The 21,187-nt window shown below is 68.7% G+C and carries 24 protein-coding genes; 16 read left to right on the forward strand and 8 right to left on the reverse strand.

Annotated features, from left to right (window positions below; genetic code table 11):
- Positions 1–669: an amino acid ABC transporter permease gene (locus J3S20_RS17660; RefSeq protein WP_216837833.1), complete on the forward strand. Its 669-nt coding sequence runs from the start codon at positions 1–3 to the stop codon at positions 667–669.
- 1 nt (position 670) lies between these two features.
- On the forward strand, positions 671–1,375 hold the full coding sequence (locus tag J3S20_RS17665; RefSeq protein WP_216837834.1) for an amino acid ABC transporter permease: 705 nt from the start codon (positions 671–673) through the stop codon (positions 1,373–1,375).
- On the opposite strand, the gene J3S20_RS17670 is transcribed toward J3S20_RS17665, so the two are convergent.
- From J3S20_RS17670 to J3S20_RS17685, 4 genes are read right to left on the reverse strand one after another with little or no spacing between them, the layout of a single operon-like run.
- Positions 1,356–2,279 (reverse strand): dihydrodipicolinate synthase family protein, encoded by a 924-nt coding sequence (locus J3S20_RS17670; protein ID WP_216837835.1) that lies wholly within the window; start codon positions 2,277–2,279, stop codon positions 1,356–1,358. The two genes, J3S20_RS17665 and J3S20_RS17670, sit on opposite strands and share 20 nt — an antisense overlap.
- Positions 2,276–3,376, reverse strand: coding sequence for an NAD(P)/FAD-dependent oxidoreductase (locus J3S20_RS17675; RefSeq protein ID WP_216837836.1), 1,101 nt, complete (start codon positions 3,374–3,376; stop codon positions 2,276–2,278). Before J3S20_RS17675 ends, J3S20_RS17670 begins: the two co-directional genes overlap by 4 nt.
- Positions 3,376–4,785: an FAD/NAD(P)-dependent oxidoreductase gene (locus tag J3S20_RS17680; RefSeq protein WP_216837837.1), complete on the reverse strand. Its 1,410-nt coding sequence runs from the start codon at positions 4,783–4,785 to the stop codon at positions 3,376–3,378. The genes J3S20_RS17675 and J3S20_RS17680 overlap by 1 nt, the downstream gene beginning before the upstream one ends.
- Positions 4,782–5,096: a (2Fe-2S)-binding protein gene (locus J3S20_RS17685; protein WP_216837838.1), complete on the reverse strand. Its 315-nt coding sequence runs from the start codon at positions 5,094–5,096 to the stop codon at positions 4,782–4,784. The genes J3S20_RS17680 and J3S20_RS17685 overlap by 4 nt, the downstream gene beginning before the upstream one ends.
- Before the next feature lie 75 nt (positions 5,097–5,171).
- On the opposite strand from J3S20_RS17685, the gene J3S20_RS17690 reads away from it, so the two are divergent.
- From J3S20_RS17690 to J3S20_RS17745, 12 genes are all read left to right on the forward strand, one after another.
- Positions 5,172–5,912 carry an amino acid ABC transporter ATP-binding protein gene (locus J3S20_RS17690; RefSeq protein WP_216837839.1) on the forward strand — a complete coding sequence of 247 codons (741 nt, stop codon included), beginning with the start codon at positions 5,172–5,174 and terminating at the stop codon, positions 5,910–5,912.
- Positions 5,913–5,926: 14 nt separating this feature from the next.
- Positions 5,927–6,751, forward strand: coding sequence for a transporter substrate-binding domain-containing protein (locus tag J3S20_RS17695; protein ID WP_216837840.1), 825 nt, complete (start codon positions 5,927–5,929; stop codon positions 6,749–6,751).
- A gap of 3 nt (positions 6,752–6,754) precedes the next feature.
- Positions 6,755–7,429, forward strand: coding sequence for an amino acid ABC transporter permease (locus tag J3S20_RS17700; RefSeq protein ID WP_216837841.1), 675 nt, complete (start codon positions 6,755–6,757; stop codon positions 7,427–7,429).
- Positions 7,430–7,432: 3 nt separating this feature from the next.
- Positions 7,433–8,113: an amino acid ABC transporter permease gene (locus J3S20_RS17705; RefSeq protein WP_216837842.1), complete on the forward strand. Its 681-nt coding sequence runs from the start codon at positions 7,433–7,435 to the stop codon at positions 8,111–8,113.
- 11 nt (positions 8,114–8,124) lie between these two features.
- Positions 8,125–9,033, forward strand: a complete 909-nt coding sequence (locus J3S20_RS17710; RefSeq protein WP_216837843.1) for a DUF6282 family protein — start codon at positions 8,125–8,127, stop codon at positions 9,031–9,033.
- A 35-nt stretch (positions 9,034–9,068) separates the two neighbouring features.
- Positions 9,069–9,446 carry an oxalurate catabolism protein HpxZ gene (gene hpxZ / locus J3S20_RS17715; protein WP_216837844.1) on the forward strand — a complete coding sequence of 126 codons (378 nt, stop codon included), beginning with the start codon at positions 9,069–9,071 and terminating at the stop codon, positions 9,444–9,446.
- 123 nt (positions 9,447–9,569) lie between these two features.
- Entirely contained in the window at positions 9,570–11,135 is a 1,566-nt protein-coding gene (locus J3S20_RS17720) for a sensor histidine kinase (protein ID WP_216837845.1), read from the forward strand.
- Positions 11,132–11,503: a response regulator gene (locus J3S20_RS17725; RefSeq protein ID WP_216837846.1), complete on the forward strand. Its 372-nt coding sequence runs from the start codon at positions 11,132–11,134 to the stop codon at positions 11,501–11,503. The genes J3S20_RS17720 and J3S20_RS17725 overlap by 4 nt, the downstream gene beginning before the upstream one ends.
- A 31-nt stretch (positions 11,504–11,534) precedes the next feature.
- Positions 11,535–12,287, forward strand: coding sequence for an SDR family NAD(P)-dependent oxidoreductase (locus tag J3S20_RS17730; protein ID WP_216837847.1), 753 nt, complete (start codon positions 11,535–11,537; stop codon positions 12,285–12,287).
- Between the two features lie 12 nt (positions 12,288–12,299).
- On the forward strand, positions 12,300–13,502 hold the full coding sequence (locus J3S20_RS17735) for an acyl-CoA dehydrogenase family protein (RefSeq protein ID WP_216837848.1): 1,203 nt from the start codon (positions 12,300–12,302) through the stop codon (positions 13,500–13,502).
- Positions 13,495–14,475 (forward strand): phosphotransferase family protein, encoded by a 981-nt coding sequence (locus J3S20_RS17740; RefSeq protein WP_216837849.1) that lies wholly within the window; start codon positions 13,495–13,497, stop codon positions 14,473–14,475. The genes J3S20_RS17735 and J3S20_RS17740 overlap by 8 nt, the downstream gene beginning before the upstream one ends.
- Entirely contained in the window at positions 14,475–14,780 is a 306-nt protein-coding gene (locus tag J3S20_RS17745; RefSeq protein ID WP_216837850.1) for a hypothetical protein, read from the forward strand. Before J3S20_RS17740 ends, J3S20_RS17745 begins: the two co-directional genes overlap by 1 nt.
- Here J3S20_RS17745 and J3S20_RS17750 read toward each other — a convergent pair.
- From J3S20_RS17750 to hmgA, 4 genes are read right to left on the reverse strand one after another with little or no spacing between them, the layout of a single operon-like run.
- Positions 14,755–15,894 carry a CaiB/BaiF CoA transferase family protein gene (locus J3S20_RS17750; protein ID WP_216837851.1) on the reverse strand — a complete coding sequence of 380 codons (1,140 nt, stop codon included), beginning with the start codon at positions 15,892–15,894 and terminating at the stop codon, positions 14,755–14,757. The two genes, J3S20_RS17745 and J3S20_RS17750, sit on opposite strands and share 26 nt — an antisense overlap.
- Entirely contained in the window at positions 15,891–16,862 is a 972-nt protein-coding gene (locus tag J3S20_RS17755; RefSeq protein WP_216837852.1) for a hydroxymethylglutaryl-CoA lyase, read from the reverse strand. The genes J3S20_RS17750 and J3S20_RS17755 overlap by 4 nt, the downstream gene beginning before the upstream one ends.
- Positions 16,863–16,873: 11 nt before the next feature.
- A complete protein-coding gene (gene fahA, locus J3S20_RS17760) occupies positions 16,874–18,130 on the reverse strand; it encodes a fumarylacetoacetase (protein WP_216837853.1) in 1,257 nt (418 codons plus the stop codon).
- A gap of 5 nt (positions 18,131–18,135) precedes the next feature.
- On the reverse strand, positions 18,136–19,476 hold the full coding sequence (hmgA, locus tag J3S20_RS17765; protein WP_216837854.1) for a homogentisate 1,2-dioxygenase: 1,341 nt from the start codon (positions 19,474–19,476) through the stop codon (positions 18,136–18,138).
- A gap of 115 nt (positions 19,477–19,591) precedes the next feature.
- On the opposite strand from hmgA, the gene J3S20_RS17770 reads away from it, so the two are divergent.
- On the forward strand, positions 19,592–20,764 hold the full coding sequence (locus tag J3S20_RS17770) for a thiolase domain-containing protein (RefSeq protein ID WP_216837855.1): 1,173 nt from the start codon (positions 19,592–19,594) through the stop codon (positions 20,762–20,764).
- Positions 20,765–20,769: 5 nt separating this feature from the next.
- A complete protein-coding gene (locus J3S20_RS17775; protein ID WP_216837856.1) occupies positions 20,770–21,168 on the forward strand; it encodes a Zn-ribbon domain-containing OB-fold protein in 399 nt (132 codons plus the stop codon).
- The last annotated feature ends 19 nt before the right edge of the window (positions 21,169–21,187 follow it).

A 21,187-nucleotide genomic window follows, 5' to 3' on the forward strand; every position in this document is an offset into this window, starting at 1 on the left:
GTGCAGCTGCAATACGGGCAGGTCTGGCAATACCTGCCCGACTTCCTGCTGGGCGCGCTAACGGCGCTGTGGATCGCCGGCGTCGCCTTCGCCGGCGGCCTGCTGATCGGCCTGGCCGGCGCGGCGGCGCTGACCTTCGCCGCGCGCCCCTGGCGTTGGCTGGTCACGGCCTATGTCCGCTTCTTCACCTATACGCCGCAGCTGGTGCAGATCTTCTTCCTGTTCTTCGCACTGCCCGAGCTCGGCATCATCCTCTCGCCCGTCACCGCCGTGCTGATCGGCATGACGCTGAACGCCGGCGCCTATCTGACCGAGATCGAGCGCGCCGGCTTCGCCAGCGTGCCGCGGGCGGAGCTGGAGGCGGCGGAGACGCTGGGCTTCGGCCGCCTGCAGACCGTGTGGTACGTGATCGCGCCGCATGTCATCCGCGCGCTGTATCCGGCGCTGTCCAGCCACTACATCATCATGACGCTCGGCACCTCCATGGCCGCGATCTTCGGGCTGGAGGAGCTGACGGGGCGCGCGCTGAATGCGAACGCTATCTCCTTCCGCTCGGTCGAGATTTTTTCGATTGTCGCGGTCATCTACATCGTGCTGACGGTCGTGGCTTCCGCGCTGCTGTGGCTCGTCGGGCGCTGGCTGTTCCGGGTGAAGGCCAAGGTGTTCTGAGATGAATGCCTGGGACATGCTGCTGGCCGAGGCGCCGCGCTTCTACACCTGGTGGAACCTGCGCTTCCTGGCGATCGCGGTGGGCAATACGCTGGTGGCGGCGGTCGCCGGCTGCGGCATCGGCTATGCGATCGGCTTCCTGCTGGCGGTGTTGCGCCTGCCGCAGATCAATCCAATCGCGCCGCTGCGCGCGGCCTGCATCCTCTGGGTCGAGATCTTCCGGCGCATTCCCTTCCTGGTGCTGCTGCTGCTGGTCTTCTTCCTATCGCAATTCGCGAAACTGGAGGCGCCGCTCTGGTCCATCGCCGTCACGGCCGTGGCGCTGCGCATGTCGGCCCTTGCCGCCGAGAATGTACGGGCCGGCTTCGAGACGGTGCGCCGCACGCAATGGGAAGCGGCGCAGACCATGAACCTGCCGGGGCTGACCACGCTGCGCCGCGTGGTGCTGCCGCAGAGCTGGCGGGTGATCCTGCCGCCGTCGATCGTGCATGTGCTGTCGATGGTGAAGGAGACCTCGCTGGTCAGCCAGATCGGCTTCATCGAGATCACCTTCGCGGCCAAGATGCTGACGCAGCGCGGCTTCTCGGCGCTGATCACCTACGGCACCGCGCTGGTGCTCTACTTCGTCATCAGCTGGGCGCTGGCGAACCTCGGCCGCTGGGCCGAACGCCGGCTGACGCTGCGGCCTACAGCCCCGAGGTCCTGAGCGCCGCGCGGAGCATCGCGGCCTCCGCCGCATCGACCGGCGGCTGCGGCAGGCGCACCGTCGCATCCGCAATCACGCCCATCTCCGCCAGGCAAAATTTCAGCCGCGCCGTGGCGCGCCCACCTGGCGGTGCGCCGTAGATCGCCTCGGCCAGCGGTTCCAGCCTCTCATGCAGCGCCCGCGCGGTGGGCAGGTCGTTCGCGCGCACCGCGGCATCGAGTGCCACGATCTCATCCGGCAGGATATCCGCCAGCGAGACCAGGCTGCCATTCGATCCATGCACGTAGCAGGCGAAAAGATGCTCGTCGCCTGAGGCGCAGACCGCGACATCCGGCCGCTTGGCGCGCACGCGGCGACGCACATCGTCGTAGCTGTCCACCTCCCAGCCGCCTTCCTTGATGCCGACCACCTCCGGAATTTCGAGCAGCGCATCCAGCGTCTCCGCCGTGAAGGCCATGCGCCCCGCGGCGTGATGCGCCTGGAACAGGAACAGCGGCATGCGTGGCACGGCCTCGGCCACCGCGCGATGATGCAGCACGGACATGGTGGTGGTGTGGGCCAGGGCAAAGCTGTTCGGAAGGAAGACCATCACCGCATCGGCGCCCGCCGCCTTCGCATCCCGCGCCTCCTCCGCGGCTTCCAGGCTGCTCTCGGCATTCACGCCGGCGACGACGAGCCGCGTCGCACCAACGGTCGCCACCGTCACCTCAACGGCGCGCCGCTTCTCGGACCGGCTCATCACATAGTTTTCGCCGGCATGGCCATTAATCAGCACGCCCGCCATGCCGTCCCGCAGCACGCAATGCGCGGTGTGGCGCGCGTAGCTCTCCCAGTCCACGCTGTAGTCGCTGCGCATCGGCAGCACGGTGGAGGGGTAGATGCCGTGGAATGTCTGGGGCTTCACGCCGCCTTCTCCTGCGCCAGCAAACGATCGATGGGAAACAGCGGCAGCTCCGGCGCCTGGCCACAGATGGCCTGGGCCAGCAGCTTCCCGAGATAGGGCCCGCTGGTATAGCCGGAATGCACGCTGCCGATGATCCAGGCGTCGTCGATGCCGGGAATTGGCCCGATGGCCGGCAGCGCATCCGCCGTCTCCGCCTCCAGCCCCAGCCAGGCGCGCAGCACCCGCGCATCCCGCAGCGCCGGCACGGCATGGGCCGCCAGCCGCACATTGCCGAGGAAGCTTTCGGGCTTCACCGCCAGCCCGCCGCGCGCGCGGTCGCCAATGCCCTGCCAGCCACCGCCGATCAGCACGGAGCCGTTGGCATATTGCTTCAGCGACAGCAGGCCGGAGGCAACGCCGAGCACCGTGCGCATCACCGGCGCCATGCGTTCCGTCACCACCAGCTGGTTGATCAGCACCTTGATCGGCAGCGTTACGCGGAGCCAGGCCGCCATGTCCTGCAGCCAGACGCCGCCCGCCAGCACGATGCGCTTCGCCTGCACCGTGCCCGCCGCAGTCTCCAGCACGAAGCCCGGCGCGATGCCCTGCACCGCGCAATCCTCCCGCAGCTCCACGCCGGCATTGAGCAGCGCCGGCCGGAAGGCGCGGCCGGTGAGGTAGGCACTGGTAAAACCGTCGATTGGGCAGTGCCCGGCGGCGATCACGCGCTCCGACAGCCCCGGCTCGATTTCCCGCGCCCGCGCCGGCGTCACCAGCTCGATCGGCGCGCCGGCCTGCCGCCGGAAATGCGCGCGCTCCTCCAGCATCGCCGCCTCATGCTCGGTGAAGGCGACCGAAAGGCCCGGGCAGGCGGTGGCGAGCACATGGCCGCCATCGCACCATTCGGGCATGCGCAGCCACATCTCATGCGCCCGCAGCGCATAGGGGATCAGTGCCGCGCGGGTCATCTGCATGGTCAGCGTGCCAGCGTTCACGCCCGAAGCTTCGCGGCAGATCGCGCCGCGATCCAGCAGCACCACCTTCATCCCGGCGCGCGCCAGGAACAGCGCCGTGGAGCAGCCCATCACCCCCGCGCCGATCACCGCGACATCGAACATCAGATCGGCGCCGGCTTGGGCACGGGGATATCCGCATAGTCGAATTCGCCGAGCAGCGCGTCCATCGGCACCGGCCGCAGCGGCAGGCGCCCGGTGGCGAAGCCGGCCTTCTCGCGGCCGCCGCAATGCATCCCCACCAGCTCCGCCGCCGTCTCGCCGCAGATGCGCCCCTGGCACGGGCCCATGCCACAGCGGGTGAATTGCTTCATCTGGTTCATGTCGGCGGCGCCGTCCGCGCAGGCGGCCTCGATCTCCGCACGCGTCACGCCTTCGCAGCGGCAGACGATGGTCTCGGGCGGAATCGCGCGCACCAGCGCGGGCCGCAGCGCCATCATCCGCGCCATGGCGCCGCCCGCCTTCGCCGCGCGCGCCAGATCCCGCGCCGGCGCGACGCGCGCGGCGGCATGATCCGGCAGCAGCCCCAGGTCGTGCAGCGCTGCCAGCGCCGCAACCCGGCCCGAGGCCGGCGCGGCCGCGGCACCGCGCACACCCGCGCCATCGCCGGCGGTATAGAGCAGCGGCACCGAACACCGCTGGTCCGCATCCAGCACCGGCACCCAGCCGCCTTCCGCCGGCGCGTAGCGATGCGCGGCGCGGAAGGTGCGCGTCGCTTCCGTCGCCGGCACCAGCCCATGGCCGATGCAGAGCGCGTCGCAGGCGATCCATGCACCTTCGACCTGCACGGCTTGCAGAACCTCGTCGCCTCTCGCCGCCGTCACGCCTGCGCCCGCTATCACGCGGACGCCGCGCGCCACCAGCGTCGCACGCCAGGCGAGGCCCTGCGCCAGCAGATCGGGCCGCGCCGCCAGCCGCGGCAGGGCGCGCAGCCATTCGGTGCGGTGCGCGAGATCCACCACCGCCGCCACCTCCGCCCCCGCCTTCAGCAGCTTCGCCGCCACCGCATAGAGCAGCGGTCCGGCGCCCGCCACCACCACGCGACGCCCGGGCAGCACGCCATGCGCCTTCAGCAGGATGGTCGCGGCCGCCAGGCCGAGCACGCCAGGCAGCGTCCAGCCGGGGAAGGCGATAATGCGTTCATGCGTGCCGCAGCAGAGCACCAGTGCGCGCGCCTCCATCGCGAAGCTGCGGCCATCAGAATCCAGCGCATCCAGGCGGAAGGGCGCGGCGGGCTCCCTCTGCGGCACCAGCGGCCCGCCGCCCACGCCCCAGACGCGGCAGCCTGTGCGCAGTTCGGCGCCCGAGGCCAGCAGCGCGGCGCGCAGCGCGTCGCCCGCGCGCCTGTCGGCATCGACAGGCCCGATGAATCCGGAAGGCGGTGCGCGGTAGACCTGGCCACCCGGCGCCGCGCTTTCCTCCAGCAGCACCACGCGCGCGCCGCGCTGCGCCGCCTCCGTCGCCGCGGCCATGCCCGCGGGCCCGCCGCCGAGAACCGCGATATCGTAGCTCATGTCGCTGTCACCACCATGCCGGCGCGCACCGGCACCAAGCAGGCCTGCACCAGGCGTCCATCGACGCGCAGCAGGCATTGCTGGCAGACGCCCATCATGCACAGCGCGGCGCGCGGCCGCGCGGCATCCTGTCCTTCGCCAAGGCGACGTATACCGCATGCGATCAATGCGGCGGCGAGGTTCTCGCCCTCGGGCGCGGAAAGCGAGGTGCCTGCAAAACTGAAGGTCACGTCGGCGGGACGCGAAATGCCTGCGATGCGGAGGGGATGTGCCACATCTTTCATCCTATCGTGCTCTGCGATCACGTCCATGCCCGCAATCATGCTTGACGGCATGCCCATCGCACAAAGACACTTTGCGACAACGGAAGGGATGGGGGATCTGGCTTGGCCTTCCTCGCGCTTGATGGGCTGTCCGCCAGCTATGGCGGCGGCAAGGATGTGCTCAGCGACGTCACGCTGAACTTCGCAAAGGGCGAGGTGGTGGGGCTGATCGGCCCCTCCGGCTCGGGCAAATCCTCGCTGCTGCGCGCCCTCGTCGGGCTGCTGAAGCCGCATGCGGGGCGGGTGACGCTGGGTGGCGCGCCGGTGGATTACGGCAATCGCGAATCGCTGCGTTCGGCGCGGGACCGCTTCGCCATCGTCTTCCAGCAGTACAACCTGTTCCAGAACATGACGGCGCTGCGCAACGTCGCCATCGCGCCGACCCTGGTGAAGAAGCGTAAATCGGCGGAGGTCGAGGCGGAGGCACGCAGCCTACTCGCCAAGGTGGGCCTCGGCGAGAAGTTCAACGCCTATCCGGATGAGCTTTCCGGCGGCCAGCAGCAGCGCGTCGCCATCGCCCGCGCGCTGGCACTGCATCCCGACATCCTGCTGCTGGACGAGGTGACCAGCGCGCTGGACCCGGAACTGGTAGGAGAGGTGCTGGACACCATCCGGGCGCTCCATGCGGATGGCATGACCATGCTGATCGTCAGCCACGAGATGGCCTTCATCCGCGAAGTCGCGACCACCGTCGTCTTTATGGACCAGGGCCGCGTGGTGGAGGTCGGGCCGCCAACTCAGATCTTCGACGCGCCGCAAAGCCCCCGCCTGCGTGACTTCACCGCCCGCATCCTGCGGCATTAGGGAGAGCCATCGCCATGACCGACCGCCGCTCGCTTTTCGTCGGAGGCGCCGCCGCGGCGGCCGCCGGTGCCGCCCTGTTCACGCCCGGCCAGGCTGCGGCCCGGCCGCTGGAGGATGTGCTGCGCGCCAATGAGCTGCGCGTCGGCGTGAACCCCACTTTGCCACCGCGCGCGCTGTTCAACGACCGCAACCAGATCGATGGCTTCGAGCCCGAGGTCGCCGCCGCCATCGCCCGCAAGCTGGGCGTGCCGCTGGTGCTGCAGGCCGTGGGCTCGCCGGACCGCATCCCGATGGTCGCCTCCGGCCGCATCGACTTCGTCATGGGCGCCATGTCCCGCACCAGCGAGCGCGCCAAGGTCATCGACTACACCGTGCCCGTGCATTCCGAGAATTACGGTATCCTGGCCGTCGCCGGCCGTGGCCACACCACCATCGAGTCGCTGAACAAGCCGGAGATCACGCTGGCCCAGGTGCGCGGCACCACCGCCATCCCCTATATCGCCCATGCCATCCCGAATGCGCAGGTGCTGCTGCTGGACAACTATCCGGACCGCAACCGCGCCATCGCCCAGGGTCGCGCGCAGGCCAGCTTCGACGGTGTCGATTCCGTCCGCTTTTCCCTGCGCCCCTTCCGCCAGGTGCAGTGGGAGGTGACGGGCATCGCCGAATACGGCGTCACCTATTCCGGCCTCGGCGTCGCGAAGAACAACCATTCGCTGCGCAACTGGCTGAACATCGCGCTGTATGAACTGCATGTGGATGGCACCATCGAGCGCGCCTGGGAAAAGTGGTTCGACGGGCCGATGATCACCAAGGTGCCGCATAACGCCTTCTTCTGAAGGATGAGCTACACCCTCATCTATTCTCAGGTTACCGGCCATATTCCCTATCTGCTGGCCGGGGCCTGGCTGACGCTGCAACTGGCCTGCATCTCCTTCTTCATCGGCTGGGCGATCGGGCTGGTGAATGCCTCCCTGCTCGTCTACGGGCCGCGCCCGGCGCGGCTGGCGGTGCGGGCCTATGTCACCTTCTTCATCAACACGCCCTTGCTGGTGCAGATCTTCTTCATATTCTTCGTGCTGCCGGATATGGGCATCCTGCTCTCGCCCTATGCCGCGGTCGCCATCGGCATGTCGCTGAACGCCGGCGCCTATCTCACGGAAATCCAGCGCGCGGGTTTCGGCAGCCTGCGGCGGGCGGAGATGGATGCGGCGGCGGCCATGGGCTTCAGCTTGGTGCAGACCATCTGGTATGTGGTGCTGCCGCATATCGCCAAGGCGCTGTACCCGCCGCTGGCGAACCAGTTCATCATCCAGGTGATGACCACCTCCATCGCCGCCATCTTCGCGGTCGAGGAGCTGACGGGCCGCGCCTACAACGTGAATTCGCTGACCTTCCGTGCGCTCGAGGTCTTCTCCATCACCGCCGTCATCTATGTCCTGCTGACCATCGCCTGCAGCCTGGCGCTGGCACTGCTCGGCCGCTGGCTGTTCCGCGTCAACGCGAAGGTGTTCTGAGCGATGTGGGACCAGGTGATGGAGGAAGCGCCGCGCTTCTTCGGCCATTACAACCTGCTCTTCATCGGGGAGGCGCTGGTCAATACGCTGCTGCTGTCCTGGCTCGGCGCGACGCTCGGCTTCGGCTTCGGCTTCCTGTTTGCGATCTGCCGGCATCCGCGCCTGTTCGGCCTGCTGCCGCTGCGCATCGCAGCCACGCTCTATGTCGAGCTGTTCCGCCGCATCCCCTTCCTGGTGAAGCTGATGTGCGTCTTCTTCGCCTTCCAGCTCTCCGGCGCGCAGGCCTCGCTTTTTACCGTGGCATTGGTCACCGTGGTGCTCTCGGCCGCGGCCTTCGCGGCGGAGATCGCCCGCGCCGGTCTCGAATCCATCCCCGCCCCGCAATGGGACGCGGCGGAGGCGATGAATTTCGGCCGCTGGCGCACGTTGTGGCGGGTGGTGGCGCCGCAGAGCTTTCGGATCGTTCTGCCGCCGCTGTTCGGCTACACGGTCGGCTTCATCAAGAGCACCTCCATCGCCAGCCAGATCGGCGTGATGGAGCTGACCTATGCAGCCAAGATCCTGAACACGCGCGGCTTCTCCGCCCTGCTCTGCTTCGGGACCATCCTGTTGCTCTATTTCCTGATCTGCTGGCCCACGAAACACTTCGGCGAACGGCTGGAACGCCGCCTCGCCCGACGCTGAGGATCCACGCCATGCCCTATACTATGCCCGGCGCGCACCTGCTGCAGGGCGCCATCGACGTGCATGTGCATTGCGCGCCGCATCTGAACGGCCGCTCCGTGAATGTTTTCGAGGCGGTGCGCCAGGCCGCCGCCGCCGGCATGCGCGCCATCGGCATCATGTGCAATTTCCAGAACACCTCGGGTTTCGCCGCCCTGGCGAATGACGAGCTCGGCCATCTCGGCTGCCGCGCCTTCGGCGGTGTCATCATGCAGCCCACCGCCGGCGGTGTGACGCTGGAAGTGGCCAAGGCCGCGATCGGCTATGGCTATGGCCCCGGCACCGGTGCGCGCTTCGTCTCCCTGCCCACGCACCACACCCGCTACATCGCCGAACGCGAGGGCCGCAGCCCCGCCTTCCTGGAGACCACCTTCCAGGTCCCCGAATCGGGTAAGGTGCCCGATGTGGTCTGCGCCATCATGGACCTGTGTGCCGAGAAGGATTTGGTCTTCGACTGCGGCCATGTCTCGGGCCGCGAAGCCGTGGCGTTGGCCGAGGAATGCAAGCGCCGCGGAGTCACCCGCATCCGCACCCATGGCTCCCGCTATGCCATCGACCAGATCCAGGCCATCACCGCGCTCGGCGGCTATGTGGAACTTTCCTTCTTCATCCTGACGCATGCGACCCAGGTCGGGCTGACCCATGTGGATGAGGAGAAGCACAAGATCAGCTCCGCCAGCACCATCCAGGACTTCACGCCGCGCATCCGCGCCGCCGGCGACCGCTGCATACTTTCCTCCGATGGCGGGGTCTTCCTGCTGCCGCCGCCGGTGGAATGCATGCGCGAATATATCCTTCTGGTGCAGAGCGAGGGCTTTTCGGATGAGGAGATCCGTCGCATGACCTCCACCAATCCGGCCGCGCTCTTCGGCCTCGACTGAGACCTTACTTCCGCGACCGCCAAGGACGAACCCTGATGCAGACCGACATCCCCGAGATCGTGGCCGAGGTGACCGCCGCCTTCGAGCGCTATGAGCGCGCCCTGGTCAGCAACGATGTCGCGGTGCTGGACGAGCTTTTCTGGAACGATCCGCGTACCATCCGCTACGGCGCCACGGAAATCCTGCACGGCTATGCCGAGATCATGGAATTCCGCGCCTCACGCCCCTCCACCGGGCTGGAGCGGCAGCTGCTGCGCACCGTCATCACCACGCATGGCCGTGACTTCGCCACGGCCAATACCACCTTCAGCCGCAACGGGCGGACCGGGCGGCAGAGCCAGACCTGGGTCCGTCGGCCGGAAGGATGGCGGGTGGTGGCCGCCCATGTCAGCCTGATGCCACCGGAAGCTTAACAAATCGCCGGCTAATCCCGTTCAACGAAGCGTGAGTGCGCGTTCTGGACAGGCGGTATTGCGGACGATACGCGGACTGCCTGATAGGGTGCAGGAATACTGCAATGAAGCTGCACGAACAGAATGGGCGTTGAAATTTTAACGCTACCGGTCAGAACGTCCCTTGCGCCGGGGCTCTGCACGCTCGTCGATCCGGATCTAATATACCTTCATCTGATCTCGGATGTTGCGATTGGTCTCGCCTATTTCTCCATCCCCGCTGCGCTGCTGATTTTCGCGCGGCGCCGGCGCGACCTGGCCTATCCCTGGGTGGTCCTGCTTTTCGCCGCCTTCATCATCGCCTGCGGCACCACCCATCTCATGCATGCCTGGACCATGTTCCGGCCCGACTACGAGACGGAGGGCCTGGTGAAGGTGGTCACCGCCGCCATCTCGGTCACCACCGCCATCCTTCTCTGGCCGCTGCTGCCCCGCCTTCTCGCTTTGCCCAGCCCCCAGGCCCTGGCGCGGGAGGTGGAGGAGCGTCGCATTGCCGAAGCCCGCGCCCTGGCCAGCGAGGCGCGCACCGCCGCCTTCATCGAGCATCTGCCGGAGGCGCTTTTCGTGCTGCGCCCCGGGCCGCGCGGCGACTTCACCGCCGAGGCGGTGAACCCGGCCTTCGAAAGGCTCTACGGCATCGAGGACGCCAGCATCCGCGGCCACGACATGGCGGAGGTCCTGCCGCCCGCGCTGCTGGCGCGACTTCTGCCGCATTGGCGCCAGGCGATGGAGACGCGGCGGCCGGTGGACTATACGACGGAGGCCGAGACGGGGATCGGCTGGCGCGTCTGGCAGACCATCCTGGTGCCCATGGTCGGACCGGATGGTCAGGTTGAGCGGCTTCTCGGCTCGGCGCGCGACATCACCATGACCCGCCGTCTGCAGGCCGACCTGCTGCAGAGCGCCCGTCTGGCCACCATCGGCACCATGTGCGCGGGCCTCGCGCATGAAACCAGCCAGCCGCTGAACGCTGCCATGCTCTGGACTCGCAATGCCCGGGCGGTGGCGGACGGGATGGAGCCGGCGGAAAGCGCCGACCGGCTGCGCCAGTCGCTCGGCATCATCGAGGGCCAGCTGCGCCGCGCGGGGGACTTGGTCGGCCGGATCCGGGCCCTGCCGGGCGAGGATGAGGGCACCCCCCAGCCCTTTGACGCCGCCGCCACCGCCGCCTCGGCGCTGCGTCTGGCCATGGGGCAATATGCTGGGGAGGGCATCGACTTCGCCCTGCATAGCCAGGCCTCCACCCTGCCGGTGCAGGGCGTGCCGGCGCGGCTGGAACAGGCGCTGCTGCAATTGCTCGCCAATGCGCGGGATGCGGTGCTGGACCGGCGGGAGAGGGAGCCGGATGCGCCGATGCAGATCGTCCTGACGCTGCGCGAGGAGCCCGGAGAGGCCGTGCTGGAGGTAGAGGATAGCGGCCCGGGCGTGCCCGAGGGCTTGCGTGACGCGATCTTCGACCCCTTTTTTACCACACGCGAACCAGGGCGCGGCAGCGGGCTCGGCCTGCCGCTGGCAGCGGCGGTGGCGCGCGGGATGGGGGGAGGCATAGAGGCGCGAAACCGACCGGAAGGCGGTGCGCTGTTCAGCATGCGGCTTGCACTCGCGCCAATGGCGAGTCTGCCGGCCGGAGGGGCTGTGACGAACCAATGACCTGGCGAATCCTGGTTGCCGAAGATGAGGGCCTGGCCGCCATGGCCCTCGAGGACGAACTGCTTCGGGCGGGCTATGAGGTGGTGCTGGCGCCGGACGGCCAAGCGGCGCTGGAAGCCGCCGACCGCACCCCGCCCGACCTGCTGCTGACCGATCTGCGCATGCCGCGGCTGGACGGGTCCGGCCTGATCCGTGCCCTGCGCGCCGCACGCCCCGGCCTGCCCGTGGTGGTGATGACCGGCTATGCGCCGGCCGGCGGCGCCAGCGCCTTCGGACGGGACGGCGAGGGCCCGGTCGCGCTGTTTCCCAAGCCACTCGACATGGATGCGGTGCTGGCGGAGCTTCGCAAGCTGCTGCCCGGGCCGTAGAAGATCCCCCGGGCGGCGGATGGGGCAGTCGATGGGGTTTTCGCTCGCGGGTCGGGTGGCGCTGGTGACGGGCGCATCGGGCGCTTTCGGGCGCCACTTCGCCCGCATCCTGCACGGCGCCGGCGCCCGCGTGGTGCTGGGCGCGCGGCGTCCGGATACGGTGGCGGCGCTGGTCGCGGAACTCGGCGAGGCCGCCATGGCGGTGGCGCTGGAGGTGACGGAGGAAGCCAGCATCGCCGCGGCGCTGGACCAGGCCGCCGCGCGCTTCGGCCCGCCCGGCATCCTGGTGAACAATGCGGGCATCGCGGCAACGCGCCCCTTCCTCGACCATGATGTGGCGGATTGGGACCGGGTGATGCAGGTGGATCTGCGCGGCGCCTTCCTGGTGGCGCAGGCCGTGGCGCGCAGCATGGTGGCGGCGGGGCAGGGCGGGTCTATCGTCAATGTCGCTTCCATCCTGGGCAGCCGCGTGATTCCGGGCGTCGCCGGCTATTCCGCCGCCAAGGCGGGGCTGATCCAGCTGACCCGGCAGATGGCGGTGGAACTGGCCCGCCACCGCATCCGCGTGAATGCGCTGGCGCCCGGCTATATCGCCACCGAGATCAATGCGGGCTTCTTCGAGACCGAGGCCGGCCAGGCGCTGGTGAAGCGGATTCCGCAGCGTCGCCTCGGCACGGTGGAGGACCTGACCGGGCCGCTGCTGCTGCTGGCCTCGGAAGCCGGGGCGCATATGACGGGCAGCGTGCTGACCGTCGATGGCGGCCATTCCATCAACAGCCTCTAGGACAGACCCCGTATGGATTTCGCCCTGCCGCCCGAGATCGACGCCATCCGGATGCGGGTGCGGGATTTCGTCGACACCAAGCTGATCCCGCTGGAGGCCGACCGCGCCAATTACGACGAGCACGAGAACATCCATCCCGATGTCCTGAAGCGGATGCGGGCGGAGGCGAAGGCGGCGGGACTCTGGGCGCTGCAGATGCCGAAAGCGCGCGGTGGCGGCGGACTGTCCGTGGTGGGCATGGCGGCCTGCTACGAGGAAATGAACCGCTCCATCTTCGGCCCCGTGGTCTTCAACAGCGCCGCACCCGACGACGGCAATATGATCGTGCTGGAGAAGGTGGCGACGGAGGCCCAGAAGGCGCGCTGGCTGCAACCCATCATCGACGGCGATGTGCAGTCCAGCTTCGCGATGACGGAGCCCGATGGCTGCGGCAGCGATCCCTCCCTGACCTATACGCGGGCGGAGAAGATGCAGGGCGGCTGGCGCGTGACGGGGCGGAAGCACTACATCACCGGCGCCGGTGAATCGAAACATTTTCTCCTCATTGCCCGCACCAGCGATGATGACCGGCGCGGCCTCACCTGCTTTCTGTTCCATGCCGATCAGCCAGGCTGGCGCATCATCCGCCGCATCCCGATCATGGGGCCGGAGGAACATGGCGGGCATTGCGAGATCGAATTCGACGGCCTGGAGATCCCTGACGAGAACGTGCTGATGGGCATCGGCGACGGGCTGAAGCTGACGCAGATCCGCCTCGGCACCGCCCGCCTCACCCATTGCATGCGCTGGCTCGGCATGGGGCGGCGCGCCCTTGAGATCGCGATGGAGCGCATCGCCGTTCGCGAAAGTTTTGGCCAGAAGCTGATCGACCGCGAATCCGTGCAGGGGCTGGTCGGCCAGGCAGCGATGGAGCTGGAGATCGGCCGGCTGCTGACCATGAAGGCGGCCTGGGTGCTGGACCAGGGCGGCTTCGCGCGGAAGGAGGTCTCGATGGCCAAGATCGTCGTCGCCGATGCGCTGCACAAATCGGTGGATACGGCGCTGCAACTGCTCGGCGCGCGCGGCTATTCCAAGGACACGCCGGTGGAATGGATGTACCGCTACGCCCGCCAGGCGCGCCTGGTGGATGGCGCCAGCGAGGTGCACCGCATGGTGCTGGCGAATTTCCTGCGCCGCGAGGGTCGCGACTTTTTCGCCTGGGGCGCGCATGGATGAGGCGGCGCTGCGCGGCTGGCTCGCGCAAGCGGCTGGCGATGACGCGTTGCGCATCACCGCGCTGACAAGGCTCTCGGGTGGCGCCATCCAGCAGAACTGGGCGCTGGATGTGGAAGTTGCGGGAACGAAGCGGCGCTGGGTGCTGCGCACGGATGCGCCTGCGGTGCTCGCCGTCAGCCACACGCGGCCGCAGGAATTCGCGCTGTTGCGTGCGGCGCGTGAAGCCAGCGTGACGGTGCCGCAACCGCTCTTCCTCTGCGAGGATCTGTCGGTGATCGGCCGGCCCTTCTTCGTCATGGCGCGGGTGGAGGGCGTGGCCGCGCCACATCGCGCGGTGAAGGACCCGACGCTGGGTGGCGGGCGGCAGGCCTGCGTGGCGGCGCTGGGGCGCGAACTGGCCCGCATCCATTCCATCCGCCCGCCGCGCGCGGATCTCGCCTTCCTCGGCGAACCGCCGCCCGATGCGGCGCGGGCCGCCATTGCGGGCCTGCGCGCGCGGCTGGACGCCGCCGGAACGCCGCGGCCCGTGCTGGAATGGGGGCTGCGCGCGCTGGAGCGGAAGGCTCCCGCGCCGGTGCCGCCGGTGCTCTGCCACAATGATTTCCGCACCGGCAATGTCATGCTGGACGCGCAGGGCGTCGCCGCGGTGCTGGACTGGGAGTTCGCCGGCTGGGGCGACCCGCATGCGGATCTCGGCTGGTTCTGCGCCAAATGCTGGCGCTTCGGCCAGGTGGCGCAGGAGGCCGGTGGCATCGGCCCGCGCGAGGCCTTCCTGGCCGGCTATGGCCAGCCCGTGGATGCGGCGCGGCTGCCCTGGTGGGAATTGCTGGCGACCATCCGCTGGGCCGTCATCGCGGCCGATCAGGCGGCGCGGCACCTCTCCGGCCAGGAACGCAGCCTGGAACTGGCGCTGACCGGCCATATGGTGCCGGAGCTGGAATGGGACGTGCTGGCGATGGCGGAGGCGCTGTGATGCAGGAGAAGCCCGACGCCGCCGACCTGCTCGCCACCGCGCGGGATGTGGTTTTGCAGGACCTGCTGCCCGCCCTGCCACCGGACAAGGCGATCGCGGCGCGCATGGTGGCCGCCGCCATCGCGCTCGCGCTGCGCCAGGCCACGGCGCCGCCGATGGCGGAGGCGGACCTGGCCGCACTGGCCGCGGCGATCCGCGCCGGGCGGCATGATCCTGGCACCGAAAGCCACGCGCAGGTCGCGGCCTTCCTGCGCGACTACGCCCGCGCCCGCGCCGCGGTCAGCGCGCCGAAGGCGCTGGGCTGAACGACGCGCCTCGGTGCTCGCCGAGGCGCGGCGCGCCGCGCGGCGGCAGCGGGCGAGCGCCGTCGAAGCTGATCGGCGTGGCGACCACGGCAAAATCCTCGCCTGGCGGCGTCGCCAGCATCTGCATCGCCGCCGCCTGCGGCTCCGCCAGCATTTCCTCGATCGTGTTGATCGGCGCGCAGGGCACGCCGGCTTCCACCAGCAGGCCGAGCCATTCCGCGCGCCGGCGCTCGCGCATGATCTCGCGGATCATCGGCAGCAGCGCGTCCTTATGGGCCAGGCGATCGCGGTTGGTGACGAAGCGCGCATCCGCGATCCACTCGGCATGGCCCAGCACGCGCGCAAACTTGGCGAACAGCCGGTCATTGCCGCAGCAGACCAGCAGCGGCGCATCTGCGGCATCGAAGGCCTCGTAGGGCACGAAGCCCGGATGGCCGGAGGCATGCCGCACCGGTTGCTCGCCCAGGTTCACGAAGGCGGACACCTTCTGGTTGGCCCAGGCAAAGGCGGTTTCGAAGAGCGAGGTATTGATGACGCAGCCCCGCCCCGTCGCCTCCCGCTGCCGCAGCGCCGCCAGCGCGCCGATCACCGTCCACATGCCGGTGCCCTGGTCCACCACGCTGGCACCCATCCGCACCGGCTTGCCGCCCGGCTCGCCGGTGATGGAGGACAGCCCGGAAAAAGCCTGCAGCAGCGGCTCATAGCCGCCATGGTCCTTCATCGGCCCGCGATGGCCGAAGGCGCCCATCTCGCAATAGATCAGCCGCGGATGCCGCGCCGTGGTTTCGGCGCCGCCAAGGCCCAGCGATTCCGGCACGCCTGGCCGCATATTGTGCAGCAGGATATCCGCCTGTTCGAGCAAGGCGTGCAGCGCCGCCAGGCCCTCCGCGGATTTCAGATCCAGCGCCACGCTGCGCTTGCCGCGGTTGAACTCGTGAAACACCAGCGCATCGCCGCGCCGAAAATCGCGGCCCATCTGCCGTGCATCGTCGCCGCCCTGCGGCTTCTCCACCTTGATCACATCGGCGCCGAGATCCGCCAGGATCGCGCCCGCATAGGGGCCGGCAAAAACCTGGCCGATCTCCACCACCTTCACGCCATCCAATGGCTTCACGCTGCCAGGCCCTGCTTCGCTCGGTATTTTGCCAGCGACCCCGCATGCATGACGCGCCCATTAAGCCGGCGGCCGATCAGGCGTTCGGCCATGCGGGCGCATTCCACCAGCGCCTCCAGGTCGATGCCCGTCTCGATGCCCATCTCGTGGCACAGGAAGACCAAATCCTCCGTGCACACATTCCCCGCCGCGCCGGCATCGCCATGCGCCGCGAAGGGGCAGCCGCCGAGGCCGGCCACGCTGCTGTCGAAGAGATCCACGCCCATCTCCAGCGCCGCCAGCACATTGGCGGTGCCGAGGCCGCGCGTGTCGTGCAGGTGCAGGCCGATGCGCGTGTCGGGCAGCGCCTCCCGCACCATGCCGATCAGGCGGCGCGTCTGCTCCGGATTGCCCCAGCCCATGGTATCCGCGAGGAACACCTGCGGCAGTTTCTCGCCCCGTTCCGCGCAGATGTCGTGCGCATAGCGCGCGAGGTCCACGACGCGTTGCGGCGGAATATCGCCCTCATAGTTGCAGCCGAAGGCGGCCATGATGATGGCGTAGTCCGGCTTCACGCCCGCTGCGGCATAAAGGTCGAGCCAGCCCTTCTGCCGCTCCGCCATCTCCGCCGCCGAGCAGCGGTTGTTGCGCTGCGCGAAGGAATCCGAGGCATAGAGGGAAATCTTGCCCTGCAGGTCCACATGCCCCGTGGCGCGGGCCCGTTCAAAACCCTGCTCATTCAGCCAGAGGCCGGCGTATTGCACGCCAGGCTTCTTGCGGATGGCGGCGAAGAATTCGGCGCTGTCGGCCATCTGCGGCACGTGCTTCGGGCTGACGAAGCTCGCCACCTGGATGTGGTGCAGCCCCGTCTCCGCCAGCGCCTCCACCAGCTTCACGCGCTCCGCCAGGGGAAAAATGGTCTTCTCGATCTGAAAGCCCTCGCGCGGACCTTCCTCGCGGAACTCGACCTTCCTGGGCCGGTCGGACATGGTTCTCTCCCTCAGGGCGCGGCGAGGATGGTGCCGCTGCAATCGCCGAAGCCGATGCTGGCAAAACCATCGCGGCGGGCGCGGGCGCGCAGCGTGATGCTGTCGCCGTCCTCCAGGAAACGGCGCGTGGTGCCGGATGGCAAGACCAGTGGCTTGCGCCCGCCCTGGGTGATTTCCAGCAGCGATCCGTAGCCCGCCTCGGTCGAGATGGTCCCGCTGCCGAAGAGGTCGCCAGGTTGCAGGTTGCAGCCGCCGCAGGTGTGATGCGCCACCATCTGCGCCGGGGTCCAGTACAGCCCGCGCGCATCGCTGGTGGAAAGGCGATGCGGCGCCTCGCCCGGCACGGTCAGCCAGACTTCCAGCTCCAGCGCCAGCGCGCCCTCGGCCTGGTCCGCCTCGTCCCAGAGATAGTCCATCGGCTTCGGATCGCCCTCCGGCCGCGCCGGCTGCGCCACCCGAAACGGCGCCAAGGCATCCGGCGTGATGACCCAAGGGCTGATGGATGAACAAAAGTTCTTGGCCAGGAAGGGGCCGAGCGGCTGGTATTCCCAGCCCTGGATATCGCGCGCGGACCAGTCGTTCAGCAGGCAGTACCCCGCGATATGCCCCGCCGCCTGGGCGATCGGTATCGGCTCCCCCAGCGCATTGCCGGTGCCGATCCAGATGCCGAGCTCCAGCTCGTAATCCAGGCTGCGGCTCGGCCCGAAGCTTGGCTGGGTCTCCGCCGCCGGCTTGCGCTGCCCGTTGGGCCGCCGCAGCGCGGTGCCGGAGGGGCGGATGGAGCTGGCGCGGCCATGATAGGCGATCGGCACATGCTTGTAGTTCGGCATCAGCGGCTGGTCCGGGCGGAACAGTGCGCCGACATTGGTGGCGTGCTGGATGCCGGCGTAGAAATCGGTGTAGTCGCCGATGCGCACCGGGAGATGCAGCGTGCATTTTTCCGCGTCGTGCAGCTCCAGCGGCGCATCGCTGCCCTCCGCCAGCAGCTCGGAGAGCTGCGCGCGCAAGGCCTGGCGCGGCGCCGCGCCCATGGCGAAGAAGCCGTTCAGCGTGCCATCCGCCATCGTGGCCACGGCCTCGGCCGCCACGCCCGTCAGCGGCGCGCTGGCAATGTCCAGAATGCTGTCGCCGATCGCGACGCCGGCCCGCTTTGCTCCGCCCGGCGGTGCGAAGATGCCGAGCGGCAGGTTCTGGATCGGGAAATCCGCATGGCCATTGGCGGAGGCGACGCGGCTGCGCCGCGCCGCATCATGGGTCGCATCGAGCATCCAGGTCACCGCCGCGTCGGATCGAATTTCTTCACTAGGCCGGACCAGCAGGCCTCGTAATCCGGCTGGCGCTGCGCGACGCCGGCGGCATAGGCCGTCACACGCTGCGGCAGCCGCGTTTCGAACATGAAGGCCATGGTATTGGCCAGCTTGTGCGGCACGAGTTCTACCGTGCTGGCTTTCTCGAACGCCTCCGCATCCGGCCCATGCGGCAGCATGCAGTTGTGCAGCGAGAAGCCGCCAGGAACGAAACCCTGCGGCTTGGCGTCGTATTGGCCGAGGATCAGGCCCATGAACTCGCTCATCAGGTTCATGTGGTACCAGGGCGGCCGGAAGGTGTTTTCCGCCACCATCCAGCGCTCCGGAAACAGCACGAAGTCGATATTGGCCGTGCCCGGAGTCTCGGAGGGCGCCGTCATCACCGTGAAGATTGAGGGATCCGCATGGTCGAACAGCAGCGGCCCCACCGGCGAGAACCGGGAAAGGTCGTATTTGTACGGCGCGTAGTTGCCGTGCCAGGCCACCACGTCCAGCGGCGAATGCCCGATCTCCGCCTGCCAGAGCTGCCCGCCCCATTTCACGACGACCAGCTGCGGTCGCTCCACATCCTCATAGGCCGCGACGGGTGACAGAAAGTCGCGCTGGTTCGCCAGGCAATTGGCGCCGATCGGGCCGCGCTCCGGCAGGGTGAAGGCGCCGCCGTAATTCTCGCAGACATAGGCCCGCGCCGGTTCTTCATTGAACAGCTCGACGCGGAATTTCACGCCCCGCGGCATCACCGCGATCTCGCCCGGCGCCACATCGATCACGCCAAACTCTGTGCGGAAGCGCAGCGCGCCCTGCTGCGGCACCACCAGCATCTCGGCGTCGGAATTCCAGAAGGTCTCATCCACCATGCTGCGGGTTACCAGCGCGATGCTGGCCGCCATGCCGGTTTGTCCCGAGATATCGCCGCAGGTGGTGATGGTGCGCATGCCGGTGAGGAAGGTCTCGCCGGTGGCCGGGATCGGCAGCGGGTCCCAGCGCAGCGGCTGGATCGGCAGGCCGGTCTCCTCCGCGCAGGGCGCGCTGCGCCACAGTCCGGCCTCGCGCGGCGCGAAGCGGCCGATATGCGCGACGGTCGGGCGGATGCGATACAGCCAGGACCGTGCATTGCTGGCCCGCGGCGCGGTGAAGGGGCTGCCCGAAAGCTGCTCGGCATAGAGCCCATAGGCGCAGCGCTGCGGCGAATTGCGGCCGACCGGCAGGGCGCCGGGCAGCGCCTCGGTCTCGAAGCCATTGCCGAAGCCGGACATATAGCCGGCATTGGCGGCCGAGATGATGGTCTGTTGCGGCGTAATATCCATGCTCGCCTCCCTCCGATCCGGCCAGCATAGCGCATCCGTGGCCGCTAGGGATGCTGGACGCGCGCGCCTGGCGGCGGCAGGTTTGGCCCCGAACAACGCCAGGAACACCCCTCGGATGAGCCTTCGCGGCCGCGCCTGCATCGTCGGCGCCTTCGAACACCCCACCCGCAAGGCGCCCGACAAATCCGTGGCCCAGCTGCATGCGGAGGTCGCCTTCGGTGCGCTGCAGGATGCCGGGCTGACCAAGGCGGATGTCGATGGCTATTTCTGCGCCGGCGACGCCCCCGGCATGGGCCCGCTGGCCATGGCGGATTACCTGGGCCTCGACCGCCTCAGCCATGTCGATTCCACCGATATCGGCGGCAGCTCCTACCTGGCGCATGTGGCGCATGCGGCGGCCGCCATCGCGCTCGGCCGCTGCAACATCGCGCTGATCACGCTGGCCGGCCGTCCGCGCAGCGAGGGCCAGGCCACCGGCACCGGGGCGCGGGCCCAGAACCCCACCGTGCCGGATGATCCTTTCGAGATCCCGATGGGCCGCACCGTCGCTGGCAGCTACGCGCTGTGCGCCATGCGCCACATGCACGAATTCGGCACCACCAGCGAGGACCTAGCCTGGATCAAGGTCGCCGCCAGCCAGCATGCGCAGCACAATCCCCATGCGATGCTGAAGAAGCCCGTGACGGTGGAGGAGGTGGTGAATTCGCCCATGGTGGCGGACCCGCTGCACCGCCTGGATTGCTGCGTCATCTCGGACGGCGGCGGCGCCCTGATCGTCGCCCGCCCGGAGATCGCCCGCAGCCTGAAGCGCCCCGTGGTGACGGTGCGCGGCACCGGCGAATCCATAAAAGGCCAGTTCGGCGGCTATCCCGACCTGACCTTCTCCGGCGCCCGCTTCTCCGGCGCCCGCGCCTTCGCGGAAGCCGGCGTGACGCCCGCCGATATTCGCTACGCCAGCATCTATGACAGCTTCACCATCACCGTGCTGATCCAGCTGGAAGACCTCGGCTTCTGTGCGAAGGGGGAGGGCGGGCGCTTCGTGCGCGACGGCAACCTGATCTCCGGCGTGGGCCGCCTGCCCTTCAACACGGATGGCGGCGGGCTGTGCAACAACCACCCCGCCAATCGCGGCGGCATGACCAAGGTGATCGAGGCGGTGCGGCAGCTGCGCGGCGAGGCGCATCCGGCGGTGCAGGTGCCCGATTGCGGCCTGGCGCTGGCGCATGGCACGGGCGGGCTGCTCGGCCACCGGCACGGCAGCGCCACGCTCATCATGGAAAGGGAGTGAGCGCCATGTCCGAACGCATCATCGCAGCCCCGGTCATCGACCCCTCCACCCAGTCCTTCTGGGACGCGGCCCGCGAGGGCCGGCTGATGCTCGGCCTGTGCCGTGACACGGGGCGGCACTTCTTCTACCCGCGCGGCGCCTCGCCCTTCACCCTGTCGCCGAATGTCGAGCTGGTGCCGGCAAGTGGCTTCGGCACCATCTACAGCTACACGGTGATGCGGGTCGCAGAGCCCTATGCCTGCGCCTATGTCGAGCTGGCGGAAGGCCCGCGCATCTTCACCAACATCGTCGATTGCGCCTTCGAGGACATCCGCATCGGCATGAAGGTGCGCGTGGTCTTCAAGCCGACGCGGGATGCGGAAGGTGCGGCCGGCGCACCCGTGCCGATGTTTGCGCCCGCCTGAGGCCGAGGCCGTACCCACC

Source organism: Falsiroseomonas tokyonensis, from assembly GCF_019024325.1.
Taxonomy (GTDB): domain Bacteria; phylum Pseudomonadota; class Alphaproteobacteria; order Acetobacterales; family Acetobacteraceae; genus Falsiroseomonas; species Falsiroseomonas tokyonensis.

Excerpts from the sequence above, each read along its gene's own strand:
- J3S20_RS17665 (WP_216837834.1), top strand. The coding sequence starts at position 671 with ATGAATGCCTGGGACATGCTGCTGGCCGAGGCGCCGCGCTTCTACACC.
- J3S20_RS17675 (WP_216837836.1), bottom strand. The coding sequence starts at position 3,376 with ATGTTCGATGTCGCGGTGATCGGCGCGGGGGTGATGGGCTGCTCCACG.
- J3S20_RS17680 (WP_216837837.1), bottom strand. The coding sequence starts at position 4,785 with ATGAGCTACGATATCGCGGTTCTCGGCGGCGGGCCCGCGGGCATGGCC.
- J3S20_RS17685 (WP_216837838.1), bottom strand. The coding sequence starts at position 5,096 with ATGGACGTGATCGCAGAGCACGATAGGATGAAAGATGTGGCACATCCC.
- J3S20_RS17695 (WP_216837840.1), top strand. The coding sequence starts at position 5,927 with ATGACCGACCGCCGCTCGCTTTTCGTCGGAGGCGCCGCCGCGGCGGCC.
- J3S20_RS17700 (WP_216837841.1), top strand. The coding sequence starts at position 6,755 with ATGAGCTACACCCTCATCTATTCTCAGGTTACCGGCCATATTCCCTAT.
- J3S20_RS17705 (WP_216837842.1), top strand. The coding sequence starts at position 7,433 with ATGTGGGACCAGGTGATGGAGGAAGCGCCGCGCTTCTTCGGCCATTAC.
- J3S20_RS17710 (WP_216837843.1), top strand. The coding sequence starts at position 8,125 with ATGCCCTATACTATGCCCGGCGCGCACCTGCTGCAGGGCGCCATCGAC.
- hpxZ (WP_216837844.1), top strand. The coding sequence starts at position 9,069 with ATGCAGACCGACATCCCCGAGATCGTGGCCGAGGTGACCGCCGCCTTC.
- J3S20_RS17720 (WP_216837845.1), top strand. The coding sequence starts at position 9,570 with ATGGGCGTTGAAATTTTAACGCTACCGGTCAGAACGTCCCTTGCGCCG.
- J3S20_RS17725 (WP_216837846.1), top strand. The coding sequence starts at position 11,132 with ATGACCTGGCGAATCCTGGTTGCCGAAGATGAGGGCCTGGCCGCCATG.
- J3S20_RS17730 (WP_216837847.1), top strand. The coding sequence starts at position 11,535 with ATGGGGTTTTCGCTCGCGGGTCGGGTGGCGCTGGTGACGGGCGCATCG.
- J3S20_RS17735 (WP_216837848.1), top strand. The coding sequence starts at position 12,300 with ATGGATTTCGCCCTGCCGCCCGAGATCGACGCCATCCGGATGCGGGTG.
- J3S20_RS17740 (WP_216837849.1), top strand. The coding sequence starts at position 13,495 with ATGGATGAGGCGGCGCTGCGCGGCTGGCTCGCGCAAGCGGCTGGCGAT.
- J3S20_RS17745 (WP_216837850.1), top strand. The coding sequence starts at position 14,475 with ATGCAGGAGAAGCCCGACGCCGCCGACCTGCTCGCCACCGCGCGGGAT.
- J3S20_RS17755 (WP_216837852.1), bottom strand. The coding sequence starts at position 16,862 with ATGTCCGACCGGCCCAGGAAGGTCGAGTTCCGCGAGGAAGGTCCGCGC.
- fahA (WP_216837853.1), bottom strand. The coding sequence starts at position 18,130 with ATGCTCGATGCGACCCATGATGCGGCGCGGCGCAGCCGCGTCGCCTCC.
- hmgA (WP_216837854.1), bottom strand. The coding sequence starts at position 19,476 with ATGGATATTACGCCGCAACAGACCATCATCTCGGCCGCCAATGCCGGC.
- J3S20_RS17770 (WP_216837855.1), top strand. The coding sequence starts at position 19,592 with ATGAGCCTTCGCGGCCGCGCCTGCATCGTCGGCGCCTTCGAACACCCC.
- J3S20_RS17775 (WP_216837856.1), top strand. The coding sequence starts at position 20,770 with ATGTCCGAACGCATCATCGCAGCCCCGGTCATCGACCCCTCCACCCAG.